This is a genomic window from Bacillus cereus group sp. MG16, from assembly GCF_040459875.1.
Taxonomy (GTDB): Bacteria; Bacillota; Bacilli; order Bacillales; family Bacillaceae_G; genus Bacillus_A; species Bacillus_A paranthracis.
In genome coordinates, this window is record NZ_JARVHE010000001.1 from 840,204 (window position 1) to 858,931 (window position 18,728).

Genomic DNA, 18,728 nt, shown 5'->3' on the forward strand with positions numbered 1-18,728 from the left:
TAAATATAGGGGAATTCCCTTTTTATACATAATGCCTTCCATTTCATAAACGGAACGGACAAAAAAAGAGATATAACTAGGAGGCTTTTTTGCATGGATTCTATCCTGACGATCGTTATCATTGTAGTAAGCTCTATTCTAGTGCTGCTCATGATAGAGCTTGTGATAAGAAATCGTTCATATAAAGATATTGAAGCACTTGAGCAGTGGAAACAAGAGATAAAAGATAAACCTGTGGCAGATGAACTAAAACGGGTGAAAGATTTAAATATGACGGGTCAAACAGAAGAACTGTTTGGTAAATGGCGTGAAGAATGGGATGAAATTGTATCAACAACCATTCCGAAAGCTGAAAAAGATTTAGCGCAAGCGCGAAAATTCGCCTCGCAATTCTCCTTCCGAAAAGCAAAGCATGCGATGAATGAATCCATAAGTGGTTTAGATGACGCTGATAATCGTATTACAGACATTTTAAATGAATTACAGCAATTGTTAGAAAGCCATGAAAAAAATAGCTCGGAAATCGAAGGGTTACGTGATACATATCGTAGTATGAAGAAGAGTGTTCTTGCTCATAGACATATGTATGGAGCAGCAGAGCAGAAAATCGAAGAGATGCTAGACGCTGAATCTGAGAAATTTAAAACCTTTGAAGAAGCAACAAATAATGGTGACTATTTAAAAGCGAGAGAAATTGTTATTAGTTTGGAAGAAGGTTTAGCAGATTTAGAAATCATTATTCACCAAATTCCAGATTTATTGGTAGAGTGTCAAGCGACGTTACCGGTTCAGCTGGAAGATTTATTACACGGACATAATGATATGGTAAGACAAGGTTATGTATTAGAGTATTTGGAAATCCCTAAAGAAGTTCGCGATATGAAGAAACAACTACAAATATGTTTAATGGATATACAGGAGCTTCACATAACAGAAGCGGCTGAAAAAGTAGAAAACTTAAAAACAAGTTTAGATAGCTTCTATGATCAACTAGAACAAGAAGTACATGCGAGACATTATGTGGAGCAAAAAACACTTTCTGTTTATGAAGACTTAGAAGAAATTCGCATTGAAACGATTGAAACAAAAGCAGAAACACAGCTCGTGAAACAAAGCTATCAGTTACAAGATAAGGACATTGAGTCTCAAAAAGTAATTGAAAAGCAAATGCACATTTTAATGAAACGTTTTGAAATGTTGCAATTACGGGTTGCGGAACAAGATATTGCCTTCTCTATTATTCGTGAGGAACTAGAAGAGATTTATGAGCAATGTGAAACATTAAAAGTACTTCATGCAGAATATAAAGAAATGCTGCAAACGATGCGCAAAGAAGAATTTGAAGCACGTGAGAAGTTACAAGAAATGCGAAATACTATTTTCGAAACGAAACGATTTATGCAAAAGTCGAATTTGCCAGGTCTTCCAGAGAGCATTATGGAAGATTTAAAAAGAGGACAAATGGCAATGCAAGCTGTATATGAGCAATTAGAAGTGAAGCCGTTAAATATGAATGCTGTAAATAGCAGTTTAGAAGAAGCTTATACAACTGTTAATGGTGTTGCTGAAATGACAGAAGAGTTAATTGGACAAGCGTATTTAGTTGAAAAATTAATTCAATACGGTAATCGTTACCGCAGTCATGATGAAAACCTTGCAGAGAGCTTAAATTATGCGGAGAAATTATTCCGTGAATATCAATACGATGCAGCTTTAGAACAAGCGGCTTCTGTACTAGAGCAACTTGAGCCTGGTGTTGTTCAAAAAATAGCTGAATATGTAGACAATGAACAAACCCTTTCATAAGGGTTTGTTTTTTTGTGTAATTTTGCAGGCGATGTTGCTATAATGAATAGCGGAATACAGTAAGGTTATTCGTTTTAAAATATAACGGAACCTTTGAGTAGTCTTAGCGTAATGACACGTATTTGTGATATGATTATATGATGTGACAGCGCTGAAAGGGGAAGAACGATGATCTATTTTGATAATAGTGCGACGACAAAGCCATATCCAGAAGCTCTTCAATCGTACGTAACGGTTGCGGGGAAATATTTTGGGAATCCTTCTTCTATTCATTCGCTTGGGGGAGAGGCAGAGCGTCTATTAACACAATCAAGAACAATTGCAGCGCAGCTTCTTCACGTTAAGCCTTCTGAAATTATTTTCACATCAGGTGGAACGGAAGGGAATAACCTTGCGATTAAAGGAATAGCGATGAGGAATCGTTCGCGCGGTAAACATATCATTACAACAAATATTGAACACGCGTCTGTGTTTGAAGCATATAAACAATTAGAAGATCTCGGTTTTGATGTAACATATTTACCGGTTAATGAGCATGGTGTTGTATCGGTAGAGGATGTAAAACGAGCGCTTCGTGAAGATACGATTCTTGTGTCAATTATTCACGTGAACAACGAGACTGGAGCAATTCAGCCTGTTGCTGAAATTGGAACGTTATTATCGAATTATCCGAAAATAAGATTCCATGTGGACCATGTACAAGGGATAGGAAAAGTACCGCTTAATTTATACGCTTCTCATATTGATCTTTGCTCAATATCTGGACATAAATTCCACAGTGTAAAAGGAACGGGTCTTCTTTATGTACGTGATGGCGTAAGGTTAGATCCAATTTTATCAGGTGGTCAACAAGAGCTGAAGTATCGCTCTGGTACAGAGAACTTACCTGGCATTGTAGCGATGGTGAAAGCACTTCGCATGACAATGGAGCAAGTGAAAGAAAAGGTAGCTCATTTGCAAAGTTTACAAGCAGAGCTTGTTCGTTTCTTTAAAGAGATGGAAGATGTAACGATTAATACGTCGCTTGCATATGCAGCACCGCACATTTTAAATGTATCATTTGTAGGTTTAAAACCAGAAGTGGTCGTTCATGCTTTAGAAGAGCACGGTGTATATGTATCAACGAAATCTGCTTGTTCTTCAAAAGCAAATGAAGTGAGCAGAGTGTTAGTGTCAATGGGAGTACCGCATGCCGCTGCTGCAAGTGCTATTCGCATTAGTTTGGCGCCAGAAAACACGATGGAAGAAGTAAAGCAATTTGAAGGTATTGTGAAAGAGACGATGCCAAAATTATATGAAGTGATGAGGTAAAGGAATATGATGACATATGAATATATTTTAGTTCGTTATGGAGAGATGACGACTAAAGGTAAGAATCGTTCTAAATTTGTAAGCACATTAAAAGATAACGTGAAGTTCAAACTGAAAAAATTCCCAAATATTAAAATCGATGCAACGCATGACCGTATGTACATCCAATTAAATGGCGAAGATCATGAAGCGGTATCTGAAAGATTAAAAGATGTATTTGGTATTCATAAGTTTAACTTAGCGATGAAAGTACCATCAGAATTAGAAGACATTAAAAAAGGTGCATTAGCAGCTTTCTTACAAGTAAAAGGCGATGTGAAAACATTTAAAATTACTGTACACCGTTCTTATAAGCATTTCCCAATGAGAACGATGGAATTATTACCCGAGATTGGTGGACACATTCTAGAAAATACAGAAGATATTACTGTAGATGTTCATAATCCAGATGTAAATGTACGTGTAGAAATTCGCAGTGGCTATAGCTACATTATGTGCGATGAGCGTATGGGAGCTGGCGGTTTACCAGTTGGCGTTGGCGGAAAAGTAATGGTACTTCTTTCTGGCGGTATTGATAGCCCAGTAGCAGCGTACTTAACGATGAAACGCGGCGTATCTGTGGAAGCAGTTCACTTCCATAGCCCGCCTTTCACAAGTGAGCGCGCGAAACAAAAAGTAATCGATTTAGCACAAGAATTAACGAAATACTGTAAACGTGTAACACTTCACCTTGTTCCATTTACAGAAGTGCAAAAAACGATTAATAAAGAAATCCCATCTAGCTATTCAATGACAGTTATGCGCCGTATGATGATGCGTATTACAGAGCGTATCGCAGAGGAGCGTAACGCACTTGCGATCACGACTGGTGAAAGTCTTGGACAAGTAGCAAGCCAAACGTTAGATAGTATGCATACGATTAACGAAGTAACGAACTATCCAGTTATTCGTCCGCTTATTACGATGGACAAATTAGAAATTATTAAAATCGCTGAAGAAATTGGCACATATGATATTTCAATTCGTCCATACGAAGACTGCTGTACAGTATTTACACCAGCAAGCCCAGCGACGAAGCCGAAGCGTGAAAAAGCGAATCGTTTTGAGGCGAAATACGATTTCACACCATTAATCGAAGAAGCTGTAGCGAACAAAGAAACAATGGTATTACAAACAGTTGAAGTAGTGGCGGAAGAAGAAAAGTTTGAAGAACTTTTCTAAAACCATAAATTACCATATATAAACCGTGTATGAAGTCATGTTATTTATCACACTCTATACTCACAAGGAGGTGATATAACATGTCACGTAGCACAAATAAATTAGCGGTTCCTGGTGCTGAATCAGCATTAGACCAAATGAAATACGAAATCGCTCAAGAGTTTGGTGTTCAACTTGGAGCTGATGCAACAGCTCGCGCTAACGGTTCTGTTGGTGGTGAAATCACTAAACGTCTAGTTTCACTAGCTGAGCAACAATTAGGCGGTTTCCAAAAATAATCTCATATAAGATGGCTTAGAAAGAGCGGGTTCTCCCGCTCTTTCTTTTTTGTGTTGTGTCACTATTTGTCGGCAAGACGATATCCTTTGTCGAAACGTCGATATAGTTAATTTTTCGTTGATATATTCTAAGTTGTGTGCGATATATGTGAAAAATCGTTCATATAATTTCATTTACCAATTCGACAGAACTGAAAAATTTGTCAAAAGAAGAGGGTTCAAAATTGACAGAAAATTCTTTATTATATAAGGGAGGCATAAAGAAAAAGGAGGATGTTTATGAAGAGAGAGGAATTGTTGGCACCACCGTCTTATAATTTAGTTTCTGAAATAGAGAAATATACAGGTGATAAAGAGAAGCTTGCTTTAATTTGGCAAGATGATAAAGGGAATCGACGAGAAGTTACATACGCTGAGTTAATGAAAGGTGCAAATAAAATTGGAAACGCTTTTATAAAGAGTGGTCTGCAAAAAGGGGACAAGCTCCTCATTATGATGCCGCGTTTAATTGAAGCATACATGACGTATATCGCTGCGATTAAAGCAGGATTTGTCGTAATTCCGAGTTCGGAAATGTTACGCAAAAACGATATTGAATACCGCATTGGACACGGGGAAGTAAAAGCAATCGTAAGTTATGAGCCGTACATTGGACAGTTTGATAATATAGAAGCGATGGAATCTCTTCAAAAATTCGTTCTGAGCGAGCAGTCAGTAGATGGATGGATGAATTTAAAAACAGCGTTAGAAACAGAAAGTGACATGTTAGAGATGGCAAAGACAGATAAAGAAGATATGGTCTTTTTATCGTATACGTCAGGAACGACAGGAAATCCAAAAGGTGTTGTTCATACGCATGCGTGGGCATACGCTCACTTACGTACGAGCGCTCCAAATTGGCTCGGAATTGAAGAGAATGATGTTGTATGGGCAACGGCTAGTCCAGGATGGCAAAAGTGGATTTGGAGCCCGTTTTTAGCAACTCTAGGCTCGGGGGCAACAGGGTTTGTTTACCACGGTAAGTTTGAACCAAAAACGTATTTAAATTTATTAGACGATAATAAGGTGAATGTGCTTTGTTGTACGCCAACTGAGTATAGATTAATGGCAAAGGTAGAAAATTTAAGCGAGTACAATTTAGAAGCGTTACATAGCGCGGTATCCGCAGGTGAGCCGTTAAATAGAGAAGTCATTGAAACGTTCCAAAAGTACTTTCATATTACAGTGAGAGACGGCTATGGGCAAACGGAAAACACATTGCTTGTTGGTGTAATGAAAGGGATGGATATTAGACCAGGATCAATGGGGAAACCGACGCCAGGCAACCACGTTGATATTGTAGATGAGGAAGGGATGCCGGTAAGGGTAGGCGAAGTTGGTGATATTGCGGTTCACATTGAAACACCAGCCCTCTTTAAACAATACTATAAAGACGATGAGCGCACAGCGATGCAATTCCGCGGTGATTATTATATTACCGGTGATAAAGCAAAGAAAGATGAAGACGGCTATTTCTGGTTTGAAGGGCGCGGTGATGATATTATTATTAGCTCTGGTTATACAATCGGGCCGTTTGAAGTAGAAGATGCGCTCGTAAAGCACCCTTACGTGAGAGAATGTGCGGTTGTCGCAAGTCCTGATGAAATTCGCGGAAGTGTCGTGAAGGCATTTATCGTATTAAGAGAGAATATAGAAAAGAACGAAGAAACATTAATTCCAATACTCCAACAACACGTCAAAGAACTTACTGCACCATATAAATACCCTCGCAAAATTGAATTTGTAGATGAACTACCAAAAACGATTTCTGGAAAAATCCGCCGTATTGAACTTAGAAAACAAGAGATGGAGATTCCGTCAAAATAAATTTGAAAACAGTGAAGGAAATAGTTGAATGAAATGGCAAACAATGATAATATAAAAACGAACACAAGTTCGATTTTATAAATTAAAAAAAGAGGTGTCCGTATGATTTTAGGTATTAATCCGTACTTAGTTTTAGATGGTAGTGGGCAAGAAGCTGTACAGTTTTATAAAGAGGCGTTAGATGCAAAAGTGGAAGTCATGCAAACTTTTGGTGATATGCCTGAAAATCCAGAATACCCGGTTCCAGCTGAAGCAAAAGAGCGCGTTTTACACGCTACTTTAAAAGTTGGTAATACGGATCTTATGATTTCTGATACATTTCCAGGTCAAGGGCATGCAATTGGATCTCAAGTAACAATCGCAATTCAAATTAGTAACGCGGAAAAAGCGAAAGAAGTATTCGATAAGTTAAAAGAAGGTGGCGAAGTTATTATGCCCCTTCAAGAAACGTTCTGGAGCCCAGCATACGGACAAGTAAAAGATAAATTTAATATTGAATGGCAAGTTACAACGTCTACTACTGAACAAAAGTAATGTTTAGAAAAGCACCATGTTTTGAAATGGTGCTTTTTTTTATACAATAAAACAAAGGAGATGAAATATATGGGGGAAATTTGGTATGGCGGCAACATTTACACGATGAGGGAAGAAAATGAAAAAGTAGAAGCTATTTATGTTGAAAATGGCAGGATCATTGATAATGGAAGTAAAGAAGAGTTAGAAAGCCGATATGCTGTGGTTACATTGCACGATTTAAAAGGCAAAACGATGATTCCAGGTCTCGTTGATAGCCATATGCATCTTATTGGTCACGGGGAGAGATTACTTCGTTTAGATTTATCAAATTGCACATCATATAGCGAAGTGCTTACTCTCGTCCAGAAGCGCGTAGAAGAAGCCCCAAAAGGTTCTTGGATTATTGGAGAAGGCTGGAATGAGAATAACTTTACAGATACGAAAGATGTTCACGCGCGTGATTTAGATGAAATTTCGAAAGAACATCCCATTTTATTAAAGAGAGTTTGTCGTCACGTTACATGGGTGAACTCATACATACTGCAAGAAGCGAACATAACAGAAAAGGCAGAAGATCCAAAAGGCGGGAAAATTGGCCGTGATTCATCAAATATGTTAACAGGGCTTTTATATGAACAAGGCCAAGAGTTAATCAAACATGTCCAACCTGAAATTGATGAAGCCTACTTACAAAGTGCTTTGCAAACAGCAATTAAAGACTGCTGGCAATATGGACTCGTTGGCGGGCATACGGAAGATTTAAATTATTACGGTGGATTTAGAAAAACGCATAATGCGTTTTCTCATGTTATAAAAGAAACGCCATTTAAAGCACATTTACTCGTTCACCATGAAGTAGCACATGAACGTAAAGAATATGAAAATGAGCATTATATTGAGTTTGGGGCAATGAAAATTTTTTCTGACGGTTCTTTTGGCGGAAGAACAGCTTTATTAAGTGAACCGTATGAAGATGCGAGAGAAACAAATGGAGTTGCCATTTTCTCACGTGAAGAACTTGCGGAATTAGTGAAGAAAGCACGAGACTTACATATGCCAGTTGTGGTTCATACTATCGGTGACTTATCGCTTGAATATGTCATTGATGCGCTTGAATTGTATCCGCCAGCAAAAGGATTACGTGACCGTATTATTCATTGTCAGCTAGCTCGTGAAGAGTTGATTGAAAGAATGAAAAACTTGCAAGCCATTATTGATATACAACCAGTCTTTGTTTCATCAGATTTTCCATCAGTCATTGAAAAACTAGGCGAGCACCGTCTTCGTTATGCGTACGCTTGGAAGACGTTACTGGAAGCGGGATTACACTGTAACGGGGGATCTGATGCTCCAATTGAGCAAGTAAATCCGTTTCTAGGCATATATAGCGCTGTTACACGTAGAAGTTTTATTGACGGTGTATGTTATATGCCAGAAGAAAGATTAACGGTATATGAGGCTGTTTCTTTATTTACAACAGGAAGCGCCTATGCAATCGGAAAAGAAGCGAAGCGAGGGCAAATTACAAAAGGATATGAGGCAGACTTTACAATATTAGACCGCGATATTTTTGAAATAGAGGCAGAGGAAATAAAAGAAGTACAAGTAGAGATGACCGTAATAGATGGCAAAGTCGTCTATAGAAAAGGTGCGTAAAAATATATGAGCGATTATCGGAATATATCGACCGTAACCTGAATTATATCAGCGATTATTGAAATATATCGACCGTAACTCCAAATATATCAGCGATTATTAGAATATATCGACTTACCGACAAAAACTGACAAGAATATCGGCCGGATAGCGAGAGGTTGTTGCTCGCGCCAATCGGGGTAAATAAATAACCGTAGAATTATGGGCCACCATAATTCTACGGTTATTTTAATACTATAAAAACGTTCTCTGTACTTTTTCCCAGAAAGAGTTGTTTTTTAATTTAACTGTTTTAATTTGTTTATCGCTTAAGCGTACAACAGCTTTTTCCACTTGTTTAATGCTAAGCGCTTCATTATCCATACCGATAACTGGATAATCGTTACCGTCTGGTCTTAGTTTTAAAGTTAATGTACGTTCGTGATTTAAAATGAACGGTGAACCAAGTGTACGGTATGTGTTGTTATTTAAAGATGCCAATTCACTTACTTGGAAGCAAGGGATAAGCGGGTCAACAACTGCACCACGTAACGATTTATTGTAAGCTGTACTTCCTGTTGGAGTAGAAACAACTAAACCGTCACCTCTAAATGTTTCGAAATATAAATTATCAACGTGAACATCTACAACGAACGTTTTAATAATGCTAGAACGTAATGAGAACTCATTTAAACAATGGAAAGATGTGCTACCATCTACATCTACCTCAATTGTTGGATATTTTCGCACTTCAATTTCATTTTTTGTAATTTCTTGAAGGGCTGTATCAACGTGATCAATATGGAAATCGCAGTAGAATGAAATTTCATCTTTCGTAGAAATCCCTGCGTATAAACAATCTTCCCTAAAACCAGTTTTACGAACGGCTTGTAAGAAAGTTGCATCATCTCCAACACTGACGATAGCGTTTGCATTTTTTGGATGATCTAATATGGTAAATCCATTCTCTTCTAAAATACGATAGATTGGTTTCATTTTTTCAACGAGCTTTGCTTTGTCATCACCATAAAAGAAAAATAAATTGCGACGATCTGCCATTATGTATCCCTCCACTGCAGTTAAATTTTCTATGCTTCGTGCTACATATCATTAGAGTCCGTTCCCTGACGATATGTTCAAATAATATATTTCGATATAAATTGTCAAAATACCTTTTTATTTTTAGAAAAATTTTTATATTCAATCTTATGAAACACTGTTTAATGATGAATAAAGTTGTCGATAATGGGTACGGAGTGAAAGGATGATACGTATGAAGTGGCTCGTAATTGGAATAATAATTCTTCTCCTTTTTATTTTGTTTATACTATTGTCGAAAATAAAGCTTAAAGTGACATTTTTATATTCAGAAATGGAAAAGCAATGTTTGCTTCAAGTGAAAATATGGATGATTCGATATACATTTGATGTGTTGGAAAGAATTGAGAAACAGCAGAAGAAAACAGGACAAAAAATCGAAAAAGCTGAAGAGGACGGCGGACTTGATAACAAAATTATGGCACAACTTGATAGTATTGGGGAACTGATAAAAAAGCTGCAAGAAGTTCATACTATCGTTAAAGATTTTCTCAAACGAGTGAAAATCAATGGTTGGAAATGGCATACGCAAATTGGAGCAGGCGACGCAGCTAGTACTGGAATTGTCACCGGATATGCATGGGGGACAAAAGGAATGGCTGCTGGAGTTGTAGGACAATATATGCATATTGTCGACGTACCAGAATTTGAAATTACTCCTGTTTTTCAAGGGAAAGGATTTGCATCAAGATGTGAGTTAACAGCATCTTTTCGTATATTCCGTACTATAAAAACAGCGGTGAAATTACTCGTGTTTATGAGAAGACAAAGATCTGGTACGACAGAAAAATCTGTTCAAGCATAGGGGGGATATAGAATGGACCATCCAATTCAAGGTTTAATGACAACTGCAATGCAGCATTTAAAACAAATGACTGATGTAAATACAATTGTCGGCGATCCAATTAAAGCTGCTGATGGAAGTGTAATTCTTACCGTTTCAAAAGTTAGCTTCGGATTTGCGGCTGGTGGAAGTGAATTTGGTAAAATAGAACATTCAGGCCGCCATCCATTTGGCGGGGGAAGCGGTGGAGGAGTTTCTATTAATCCTGTTGCTTTTCTTGTTATAAATGGAGAAGGCGTAAAAGTGTTGCACTTAGATAAGCAAACACACGTCATCGATAAAATAATTGAATTAGCGCCACAAGCTGTTGATAAAGTGAAAGAAATGATGGATAAACGAAAAGAAGACGATCCTGAATTTCAAATTTAACGAATAAAGAAGCTGATCAATAGATTAGCTTCTTTAATTTTTTTGTAAATAAAGCGATTTTATTTGCATTATCGATAGGGACAAACTATCATTTACATTGTACATATTTTGTTTAAATAAGGGAGGATTTTCAAGTGGCAAACGTAACTTTTAAAGGTAACCCAATGACTTTAGTTGGAACAGAAGTTAAAGTTGGCGATCAAGCGCCAAACTTCCAAGTGTTAGCAAATGACTTATCTCCAGTAAGTTTAGAAACATACAAAGGCGAAGTAAAATTAATTAGTGTTGTACCTTCTATCGACACAGGTGTATGTGATGCACAAACACGTCGTTTTAACCAAGATGCAGCAGGTATTGAAAACGCGAAAGTATTAACAATTAGCGTTGACTTACCATTCGCTCAAAAACGCTGGTGTGCAGCAAACGGTTTAGAAAATGTTGTTACACTTTCTGACCACCGTGACCTTTCATTCGGTGAAGCTTACGGCTTAGTAATGAAAGAGCTTCGTTTACTTGCTCGTGCAGTATTCGTAGTAGATAGCAATGACAAAGTAGTTTACGTAGAATACGTAAGCGAAGGTACAAGCCATCCAAACTATGAAGCAGCATTAGAAGCAGCAAAAGCTGCAAAATAATGTGAACGAAGATGACCTCTGTGTAAGAGGTCGTCTTCTCTCATATATTGCTATATGGAATCGATATACGAGAGAAGACGTTACATCATACATCACTAAAAAGGGAGCTCTTAAAAAGAGGTCGCTTTTTCTTTTGGGAAAAAATCAGATTATGGTATGATATAAGTTATGTGTAAAAGAGAGAAGGAGGAATGTACGTGAGTCAGACAGTAGAAACTTTATTTTCTATTTTTGATTCTTCTGCGGTAGTTTTACGTAAAGAATTAGATGTAACATATTTAGAGGCGCTTGTAGAAACAGGGGATAACTTGTTTGAAGGAGCGATTTTACAAGAGGAATTATCAGAAGCAGCAATTGAAAGACTGAATCGTGAATATAGTACGTTTAATGAAGAAACATATAAAGGTGAAGAAATTCGTAAAGCATTTCAGTTAGCCATCTTAAAAGGAATGAAGGAAGGCGTACAAGCGAATCACGAAATGACGCCTGATGCAGTTGGTATGTTCATGAGCTACTTATTCCATAAATTTATGAAGGGTCAAAATGAAATTACTGTATTAGACCCTGCAATTGGAACAGGTAACTTAATGACGACAGTTTTCAATAGTGCTCAAGAAAACGTTACGATGAGTGGATTTGGTGTAGAAGTGGACGAAGTGCTAATTAAACTTGCTTTAGTAAATGCGAATTTACAAAAGCATGCAATCGAATTCTTCCATCAAGATGGACTAGCACCGCTTTATATCGATCCAGTTGATGCAGTCGTTTCAGACTTACCGGTTGGTTACTATCCAAATGAAATTGGTGCAAGTGAATATAAGTTAAAAGCAGATGAAGGAATGTCATATGCCCACCACCTATTTATTGAACAAAGTGTGAAGCATACGAAAGAAGGCGGATACTTATTCTTCCTAGTACCGAACTTCATTTTTGAAAGTGATCAAGCACCGAAATTGCATGCGTTTATTAAAGAAACATGCTTTATTCAGGGGTTATTACAGCTACCTGTTTCCATGTTTAAAAACGAGAAAAATGCAAAAAGTATATTTGTTCTCCAAAAGAAAGGTCCTAGTGTAACAATGCCAAAACAGGCGTTATTAGTGGAGTTACCTAAATTCTCCAACATGAAGGCGATGGAGGACATTATGGACCAATTAAATACTTGGTTTGCAACGCATAAATAAGGCTAGGTATATGTAACAGAGCTAGTGATTCATGTAGTACAGTTTTATATGATATGTCATATTTTTAAATATATACAAGATTTAACTGAATTTTTTTGAAATCTGTAATATATTTTTTTTCTTGGTGTTACAATTTTTTCACTTGAAATATATGTCGTACGATGTTTAAATTAAAATCGTGAGTATAAAATTTACTAATGATGAAACGTTTTCATATTTAGTAAATTTGATCAGATAAAATCGAGCGGTTTGTGGAAACATCCACACAACTACCAAGAGAAAAAGGGGCGAAAGACTAGATGTCAAAAATCATCGCGATTAACGCAGGAAGCTCTTCCTTAAAATTCCAATTATTTGAAATGCCAAGTGAAACAGTATTAACAAAAGGTTTAGTAGAACGTATCGGTTTAGAAGATAGTATCTTCACTATTACTGTAGATGGCGAAAAACAAAAAGAAATTACAAACATTCCAGATCACGCAGTAGCAGTTAATATGCTTCTTAAAAAATTAACTGAAAACGGAATCGTTAAATCTCTAGATGAGATTGGCGGTATCGGTCACCGTGTTGTTCACGGCGGCGAAAAATTTGCTGACTCTGTTCTAATTACTGATGAAGTATTAGCTGATATCGAAGAATTAAGCGATTTAGCACCACTTCACAACCCAGCAAACGTTGTTGGTATTAAAGCATTCCAAGAAGTATTACCAAACGTACCAGCAGTAGCAGTATTCGATACAGCATTCCACCAAACAATGCCGGAATCTGCATTCCTATACAGCTTACCGTATGAGTACTACGAAAAGTTCGGTATCCGTAAGTACGGTTTCCACGGAACTTCTCATAAATATGTAACTGAGCGTGCGGCTGAACTATTAGGTCGTCCACTTGAAAGCTTAAGCTTACTTTCTTGTCACTTAGGTAACGGTGCAAGTATCGCAGCAGTAGAAGGCGGTAAATCTATCGATACTTCTATGGGCTTCACTCCACTTGCTGGTGTAACAATGGGTACACGTTCTGGTAACATTGACCCTGCGTTAATTCCATACATCATGGAAAAAACAGGCCAAACAGTAGAAGAAGTGGTTAACGTATTAAACAAGAAGAGTGGTATGTTAGGTCTTACTGGTTACTCTAGTGACCTACGTGACATCATTGCGAAAGAAGAAGAAGGCGATCACCGTGCGAAAGTAGCACTTGATGTATTCGTAAGCCGTATCCACAAATACATCGGTTCTTACACTGCTCGTATGAAAGGTGTAGACGCAATCATCTTCACAGCTGGTGTAGGTGAAAACAGTGCGATTATTCGTGAACGCGTATTAGAAGGCCTTGAATACATGGGCGTATACTTCGATGCAAAACGCAATAACGTATTCGGTGAGGAAGCATTCATCAACTTCCCACATTCTCCAGTAAAAATTATTGTAATTCCAACTGACGAAGAAGTTATGATCGCTCGTGACGTACTACGTCTTGGAAACATCGGTTAATATATGAAAAAAAAGACGAAGTCCTATAGGATTTCGTCTTTTTTCTTTTGGATATAGTTTAAAATTCCATCTGGATATAGTACTTTTTTCTCCTGAATGAATGCTGTAATGGGAATCCACTTCGCATACGATACTGTTTGTTCATCTTGTATATTCAGTACTTCCCTTCCATATAGTGACGTGTCTAATAAGCGTAAAGAATATAACTGAATGACTTCATGAGCAATTTCTCCATCAAGATGAAAGATGTTTTCTAAGCAACCTAAATAAGCAGTGATCTCCACTTCTGTATGAAGCTCTTCTTGAAATTCACGAATAACGGTATGTGCTGATTTTTCACCAAGTTCAATTGAACCGCCAAGAGGCCGGTAATATGTTTCATCGTCTGTATGATATTCTTGTACGAGAAGCCGCTCGTGATGTAAAGCAAGACCGAAAGCTTTTGCACGTGGATACATATACAATCACTCCTTATTTATCCCGCTTTAACGGGCAGTAAGACCCCCACCTCAAAATTCAGCGGAAGCAAAGAAGTTAGGTGGGGGGCGGGCTGTCCGTAAAAGTCCGATTGGTGAGGGCTGATAATCAGTGGGGGATGAACAAAAACCCCACTGATTAAAGTTTCACTTTATTTTGTATAAGGATGATTATAATGTATTGCGTAATAAAAGTGTCGTGTATTTAAGAATGTGGTCGAATTACGATGCCATTAAATAAGTCATTCCAAAATGTTTCATTGTACTGAAATACATCCATAATAGGACATTTTATAACGCAAATATTTTGCAATCCCCAATCTTCTTCCGTAACAGTTGGTACATCTTCAGGAATGAGTAATAGGACAGAGAATGTATGTGTAACGATTTGAGATAAAATGTGTTCCAAGGAACGTGCTTCTTCGTATGTTCCTCCAGTTCGAATAAATAATATGGATTGTGCTGTGTCAATTGTTGTTAGAAAACGATTAATTCGGTGCTCATAATTTAACTTAATTTCTGTATAAGAAGGCCAAGAAGTTGGTGTGTTTACATCTGTTTTAAAGTCGTGGCAGGAGTCGATTTCATATAGATTGTCCCGTAGTCTTAATTTCGCATCATCATCCCAAAATGAGATGAAGGATAAGTTTTCTAACTGTAAAAAACGGTCAAATCGATTTTGTAATAATATATTCACCTTTTCTAATGATGGGCTTAGCATAAAATCAATAACGCCAAAAAATGGTGATAATTTGAATTGATATAACGCCCAAGCAGGCCAGCAGTTTTGTCCTAAACTGAATACTGCATGATATTCTTTTTTTATATCGGATAGATTCATGTGATTTATCTCATCCTTTTTGTTAATATTTTATGTCACTAAAAGTGGTATGTGAATAAAGATAGACAAGCATATTTGCAAAGAATAAGCAGAAATATGTTACAATAGAAAAAAATCGAACGAGGTGGTTGTTACGATGCGATCGAAGCGAGAACAAGCCATTTTAGACAATATAAAAGAATGGGAATCGCAATTAGTTGAGCAAGAAGCGACTGATTTTCAAAAACTGTTTGATAAATGGGTACATAATACAATTGCGAAACTACCTGAGAAAAAACGAAAAGATTTCTTTACGAAAGCAGATGGATGGCTCTTTCATTTGCATGCATTGATTCAAAGTTCACAATCACAGTTAGAGGCGCGTAATCGTATTTTAGGAACATCGAGATTATTTGATGAATCGATTGAGCAACTAGAGGATTTAAAAGCATTATCTATTGATCAATTAACATACATAGCAGAGCAGCAAACAGCACGACATCGCTTATATTCATTCGTACAAGGCGGAGCAACGGGTGCTGGAGGTTTATTATTATTAACGGCTGATTTTCCGGTTATGATTGCGTTAAATGTGAAGGCTGTCCAACTTATTGCAACATCATTTGGACATGATGTGAACAAGCCTTATGAAATGATGCTTGCGTTAAAGGTATTTCATGCGTCATTACTACCAGGAAGGCTTCAGCAATACGCTTGGTACAATTTACTGCAAGAGCTGGAACAAGAAGATTCCTTCTTCTACGAAGGAGACGAAGCGGTGTTACAACCAGCTTCTACTGAAATCATCTTAAAACAAATTTTGAAAACATTTTCGATTTATGCTCTTCGTCGTAAATTATTCCAAGGAATTCCAGTAATTGGAATGGCAATCGGGTCTACAGTGAATTATCGTTTAACAAGAAACGTTACTGAATTTGCAAATAGATTTTATCAAGTGCGCCACATAGTCGAGAAGGAAAAAAGAGCATAAAAAAAAGCGAGAGGCCGAAGCCTTTCGCTTTTTTAATTTGTTGCATGCTTTTTGGACATTGGAATAGATACTGGCTGCTTTTCTTCTGCTTTTTCTGTTTTTGGATAATAAATTAAATCCAATGTTTTTGCCTGTACGGCAATCGAAAGAATAGTAAAAGCAATTTCTGTCCAATTTAAATAATATAATGAAAGCGCAAGAACAATCGCGTCAAAGACGAAGAAAATTTGCCCAATTGTAAAACGTGTTTTTTTACTTAATACAATTGTTAAAATATCGTCTCCACCGGTTGCACCGCCAAATCGCAATATAAAACCGAGTCCAATACCAGCTAACGCACCGCCAACTACTGCAGCTATAAATAAATTGTTTGATAAATCGACCGTAAATGGAGAATAATTTTCCATAAGAGAATAAAATACTCCGAATGAAATTGAACCTAAGAATGAATAGCCAACCATTTTTCTACCTAACAATGAAGCGCATAGTAGAATAATTGGGATATCCATCATTACAGTTGAAATAGATGGTGAAATATCATAAAAATTTTGGATGAATAGTGCAATACCTACAAAGCCACCTTCTGTTAAGTGGTTTTGGAAGTGAATGTGATATAGCGCTGCTGCTAAAATAAATGAACCGATTAAAACCATAAAAACTTCTTTAATAATTTGTCGACTTTGGATGTTCCTCATCGTTATTCCTTCTTTCCGTAGTTAGTAGTCCTTTTTGTGTTGTAAACTAACTACGAGCTCACATGTAGCTTTCAGTTAGTTTACGAAAAAACTAACTACGCTATATGTCGCTGAAGAAATAACGAATAATCCTCTCGTCCATCAATTCTCCCTACTTTCGTTTTAGTTTAAGTCTTAAAACGACTAAACAAAACGTGGAGTAGGATTCTTCATTTAGCAATCCTGCTCTTCTTTGTTTTGTTTAGCTAGTAACAATTAAGTCCTAAACAAAACGCTATGTGTAAGAAGAGTCTTTTTTTTGCCAAATTATCCTTCGGGCAATCATAATTTCCCCACTCTCGTATTTTTTTCGCTAGACTAAAGTATCTGAGCTGGAAAATACGCTACGTGTATGATTCGTCAATACGATGCCACATGCTCCTTCGAGCGATCATGATATCAAAATCCCTTCCTTCAAGATTTATATTATTATATCATACTTTCAAAAAATGTATGCGGATGGAAACCGACAATAAACGGAGGAAATCTACAAAAATTGTTATGTTTAAATATTTTTGTAGAAAAGCCTAAGTTATTTTGGAGAATTGGACAGTTTTTTTTAGTTTGTCCAATAAGTAAGAAAAGAAGAGTTTCTATTCAGTTGTATTTTTATCTTTAAAAAACGCATCCCAGCTAATCACACTTAAAAAAGTTAAAGCGATAATAACGAAAGCGCGCATAAGTGTAAGGCCTCCTTTTGTACATAGTATATGAATCATTTACTTTATAATGTGTCATTTTTTTACAAGTTTTAACTATTATGAGAGTATATTAATATAGATAGATGAAGAGGAGAGTGAGAATATGCTAAAAGACATGTTTAAAAGAAAAGAGTTAATATGCGTTTCATGTCAGAAAAAGATTCAATATGAAGAAGAGCTTGTTGCTTTTGTAAAGTTGCCGAAAGAAAGAAGTATATTAGTTGGCCCGTTTGATGTGTGCTTGGCGAAAACAGCACAAGAAATATATTGTAAATCGTGTTACGACAAAAAAGCATGACCCAAAATAATTGAGGGGCATGCTTTTTTTATTGGTGTGCTTTCCCCTCAGATACATGTTGAGTGAGTCGATACCAAAGCCAAAGGTCATTAATGATGGAAGCGAGATCGGCAATTTCTGAATTCAGTTTGCAAGAAATTTCGAAGTCTTCTTCGTTATTTAAATGATGCTGTTTTGCATTAATATAATGTTCGAGTTCTTTTATACGATCAGGAATCTTTCCGCGAACTTGTTCCCATTTTAATAAAATCGCATGTTGCATTTTTTCGGGGATATCTTCCCAGTCTTCTTGTAAATGCGGAACTTCAATTCCGAGATGTTCATCGTATAAGAAATACTTTTCCATAAGTTCACCCCCGTTTTCCTGCTTATATTGTACAAAAAAACAGAAAGAAGTTCGACGAAATTGTTTGAAAAAATTTGAAAATGACTCTTGATACATTTTGTAAAAG

At 36.9% G+C, this 18,728-nt stretch carries 19 protein-coding genes; 14 read left to right on the forward strand and 5 right to left on the reverse strand.

Annotated elements, in window-relative coordinates:
- The first annotated feature begins 93 nt into the window (after positions 1-93).
- The 7 genes from ezrA (at position 94) to QCI73_RS04385 (ending at position 8,654) form a co-directional block, all read left to right on the forward strand.
- Complete coding sequence (ezrA, locus tag QCI73_RS04355) at positions 94-1,806, forward strand: septation ring formation regulator EzrA (RefSeq protein WP_000377297.1); 1,713 nt, start codon at positions 94-96, stop codon at positions 1,804-1,806.
- 168 nt (positions 1,807-1,974) lie between these two features.
- Positions 1,975-3,117 (forward strand): cysteine desulfurase family protein, encoded by a 1,143-nt coding sequence (locus tag QCI73_RS04360; protein WP_000638965.1) that lies wholly within the window; start codon positions 1,975-1,977, stop codon positions 3,115-3,117.
- Positions 3,118-3,123: 6 nt separating this feature from the next.
- Positions 3,124-4,338, forward strand: coding sequence for a tRNA uracil 4-sulfurtransferase ThiI (thiI, locus tag QCI73_RS04365; RefSeq protein WP_000989285.1), 1,215 nt, complete (start codon positions 3,124-3,126; stop codon positions 4,336-4,338).
- Between the two features lie 80 nt (positions 4,339-4,418).
- Positions 4,419-4,616, forward strand: a complete 198-nt coding sequence (locus tag QCI73_RS04370) for an alpha/beta-type small acid-soluble spore protein (protein WP_000091639.1) — start codon at positions 4,419-4,421, stop codon at positions 4,614-4,616.
- Between the two features lie 279 nt (positions 4,617-4,895).
- Positions 4,896-6,482: an acyl-CoA synthetase MbcS gene (gene mbcS / locus QCI73_RS04375; protein ID WP_353822564.1), complete on the forward strand. Its 1,587-nt coding sequence runs from the start codon at positions 4,896-4,898 to the stop codon at positions 6,480-6,482.
- A 102-nt stretch (positions 6,483-6,584) separates the two neighbouring features.
- Positions 6,585-7,016: a VOC family protein gene (locus QCI73_RS04380; RefSeq protein ID WP_353822565.1), complete on the forward strand. Its 432-nt coding sequence runs from the start codon at positions 6,585-6,587 to the stop codon at positions 7,014-7,016.
- Between the two features lie 69 nt (positions 7,017-7,085).
- On the forward strand, positions 7,086-8,654 hold the full coding sequence (locus tag QCI73_RS04385; RefSeq protein ID WP_353822566.1) for an amidohydrolase: 1,569 nt from the start codon (positions 7,086-7,088) through the stop codon (positions 8,652-8,654).
- A gap of 234 nt (positions 8,655-8,888) precedes the next feature.
- On the opposite strand, the gene QCI73_RS04390 is transcribed toward QCI73_RS04385, so the two are convergent.
- On the reverse strand, positions 8,889-9,692 hold the full coding sequence (locus tag QCI73_RS04390) for an NAD kinase (protein WP_000785171.1): 804 nt from the start codon (positions 9,690-9,692) through the stop codon (positions 8,889-8,891).
- Between the two features lie 205 nt (positions 9,693-9,897).
- Here QCI73_RS04390 and QCI73_RS04395 point away from each other — a divergent pair, with 205 nt between their 5' ends.
- From QCI73_RS04395 to ackA, 5 genes are all read left to right on the forward strand, one after another.
- Positions 9,898-10,536, forward strand: coding sequence for a DUF2953 domain-containing protein (locus QCI73_RS04395; protein ID WP_041185191.1), 639 nt, complete (start codon positions 9,898-9,900; stop codon positions 10,534-10,536).
- 12 nt (positions 10,537-10,548) lie between these two features.
- A complete protein-coding gene (gene ytfJ / locus QCI73_RS04400) occupies positions 10,549-10,944 on the forward strand; it encodes a GerW family sporulation protein (protein ID WP_000350002.1) in 396 nt (131 codons plus the stop codon).
- Between the two features lie 134 nt (positions 10,945-11,078).
- A complete protein-coding gene (gene tpx, locus QCI73_RS04405) occupies positions 11,079-11,579 on the forward strand; it encodes a thiol peroxidase (protein ID WP_000024530.1) in 501 nt (166 codons plus the stop codon).
- A 197-nt stretch (positions 11,580-11,776) separates the two neighbouring features.
- The gene (locus tag QCI73_RS04410) at positions 11,777-12,763 is read left to right on the forward strand and encodes a class I SAM-dependent methyltransferase (RefSeq protein ID WP_139303674.1); all 987 of its coding nucleotides are present in this window, start codon (positions 11,777-11,779) and stop codon (positions 12,761-12,763) included.
- A gap of 299 nt (positions 12,764-13,062) precedes the next feature.
- Complete coding sequence (gene ackA / locus QCI73_RS04415; protein ID WP_000034576.1) at positions 13,063-14,256, forward strand: acetate kinase; 1,194 nt, start codon at positions 13,063-13,065, stop codon at positions 14,254-14,256.
- Between the two features lie 23 nt (positions 14,257-14,279).
- Here ackA and QCI73_RS04420 read toward each other — a convergent pair whose 3' ends face one another.
- On the reverse strand, positions 14,280-14,714 hold the full coding sequence (locus QCI73_RS04420; RefSeq protein ID WP_353822567.1) for an NUDIX hydrolase: 435 nt from the start codon (positions 14,712-14,714) through the stop codon (positions 14,280-14,282).
- 223 nt (positions 14,715-14,937) lie between these two features.
- Complete coding sequence (locus QCI73_RS04425) at positions 14,938-15,573, reverse strand: DUF1796 family putative cysteine peptidase (RefSeq protein ID WP_001053724.1); 636 nt, start codon at positions 15,571-15,573, stop codon at positions 14,938-14,940.
- Between the two features lie 136 nt (positions 15,574-15,709).
- Between QCI73_RS04425 and QCI73_RS04430 the strand changes: the two genes are divergently transcribed.
- Entirely contained in the window at positions 15,710-16,543 is an 834-nt protein-coding gene (locus QCI73_RS04430) for an EcsC family protein (protein WP_001256869.1), read from the forward strand.
- A 32-nt stretch (positions 16,544-16,575) separates the two neighbouring features.
- Here the strand turns inward: QCI73_RS04430 and QCI73_RS04435 are convergent, their stop codons facing one another.
- Positions 16,576-17,238, reverse strand: a complete 663-nt coding sequence (locus QCI73_RS04435) for a YitT family protein (RefSeq protein WP_001244531.1) — start codon at positions 17,236-17,238, stop codon at positions 16,576-16,578.
- Positions 17,239-18,081: 843 nt separating this feature from the next.
- Here QCI73_RS04435 and QCI73_RS04440 point away from each other — a divergent pair.
- A complete protein-coding gene (locus tag QCI73_RS04440) occupies positions 18,082-18,276 on the forward strand; it encodes a hypothetical protein (RefSeq protein WP_000910278.1) in 195 nt (64 codons plus the stop codon).
- A gap of 28 nt (positions 18,277-18,304) precedes the next feature.
- On the opposite strand, the gene QCI73_RS04445 is transcribed toward QCI73_RS04440, so the two are convergent.
- Positions 18,305-18,622 (reverse strand): hypothetical protein, encoded by a 318-nt coding sequence (locus QCI73_RS04445; protein WP_044790643.1) that lies wholly within the window; start codon positions 18,620-18,622, stop codon positions 18,305-18,307.
- Positions 18,623-18,728: the final 106 nt, after the last annotated feature.

What these genes read in the sequence shown, in the direction of transcription:
- ezrA (WP_000377297.1), top strand. Translation starts at nt 94, where the DNA reads ATGGATTCTATCCTGACGATCGTTATCATTGTAGTAAGCTCTATTCTA.
- QCI73_RS04360 (WP_000638965.1), top strand. Translation starts at nt 1,975, where the DNA reads ATGATCTATTTTGATAATAGTGCGACGACAAAGCCATATCCAGAAGCT.
- thiI (WP_000989285.1), top strand. Translation starts at nt 3,124, where the DNA reads ATGATGACATATGAATATATTTTAGTTCGTTATGGAGAGATGACGACT.
- QCI73_RS04370 (WP_000091639.1), top strand. Translation starts at nt 4,419, where the DNA reads ATGTCACGTAGCACAAATAAATTAGCGGTTCCTGGTGCTGAATCAGCA.
- mbcS (WP_353822564.1), top strand. Translation starts at nt 4,896, where the DNA reads ATGAAGAGAGAGGAATTGTTGGCACCACCGTCTTATAATTTAGTTTCT.
- QCI73_RS04380 (WP_353822565.1), top strand. Translation starts at nt 6,585, where the DNA reads ATGATTTTAGGTATTAATCCGTACTTAGTTTTAGATGGTAGTGGGCAA.
- QCI73_RS04385 (WP_353822566.1), top strand. Translation starts at nt 7,086, where the DNA reads ATGGGGGAAATTTGGTATGGCGGCAACATTTACACGATGAGGGAAGAA.
- QCI73_RS04390 (WP_000785171.1), bottom strand. Translation starts at nt 9,692, where the DNA reads ATGGCAGATCGTCGCAATTTATTTTTCTTTTATGGTGATGACAAAGCA.
- QCI73_RS04395 (WP_041185191.1), top strand. Translation starts at nt 9,898, where the DNA reads ATGATACGTATGAAGTGGCTCGTAATTGGAATAATAATTCTTCTCCTT.
- ytfJ (WP_000350002.1), top strand. Translation starts at nt 10,549, where the DNA reads ATGGACCATCCAATTCAAGGTTTAATGACAACTGCAATGCAGCATTTA.
- ackA (WP_000034576.1), top strand. Translation starts at nt 13,063, where the DNA reads ATGTCAAAAATCATCGCGATTAACGCAGGAAGCTCTTCCTTAAAATTC.
- QCI73_RS04420 (WP_353822567.1), bottom strand. Translation starts at nt 14,714, where the DNA reads ATGTATCCACGTGCAAAAGCTTTCGGTCTTGCTTTACATCACGAGCGG.
- QCI73_RS04425 (WP_001053724.1), bottom strand. Translation starts at nt 15,573, where the DNA reads ATGAATCTATCCGATATAAAAAAAGAATATCATGCAGTATTCAGTTTA.
- QCI73_RS04430 (WP_001256869.1), top strand. Translation starts at nt 15,710, where the DNA reads ATGCGATCGAAGCGAGAACAAGCCATTTTAGACAATATAAAAGAATGG.
- QCI73_RS04435 (WP_001244531.1), bottom strand. Translation starts at nt 17,238, where the DNA reads ATGAGGAACATCCAAAGTCGACAAATTATTAAAGAAGTTTTTATGGTT.
- QCI73_RS04440 (WP_000910278.1), top strand. Translation starts at nt 18,082, where the DNA reads ATGCTAAAAGACATGTTTAAAAGAAAAGAGTTAATATGCGTTTCATGT.
- QCI73_RS04445 (WP_044790643.1), bottom strand. Translation starts at nt 18,622, where the DNA reads ATGGAAAAGTATTTCTTATACGATGAACATCTCGGAATTGAAGTTCCG.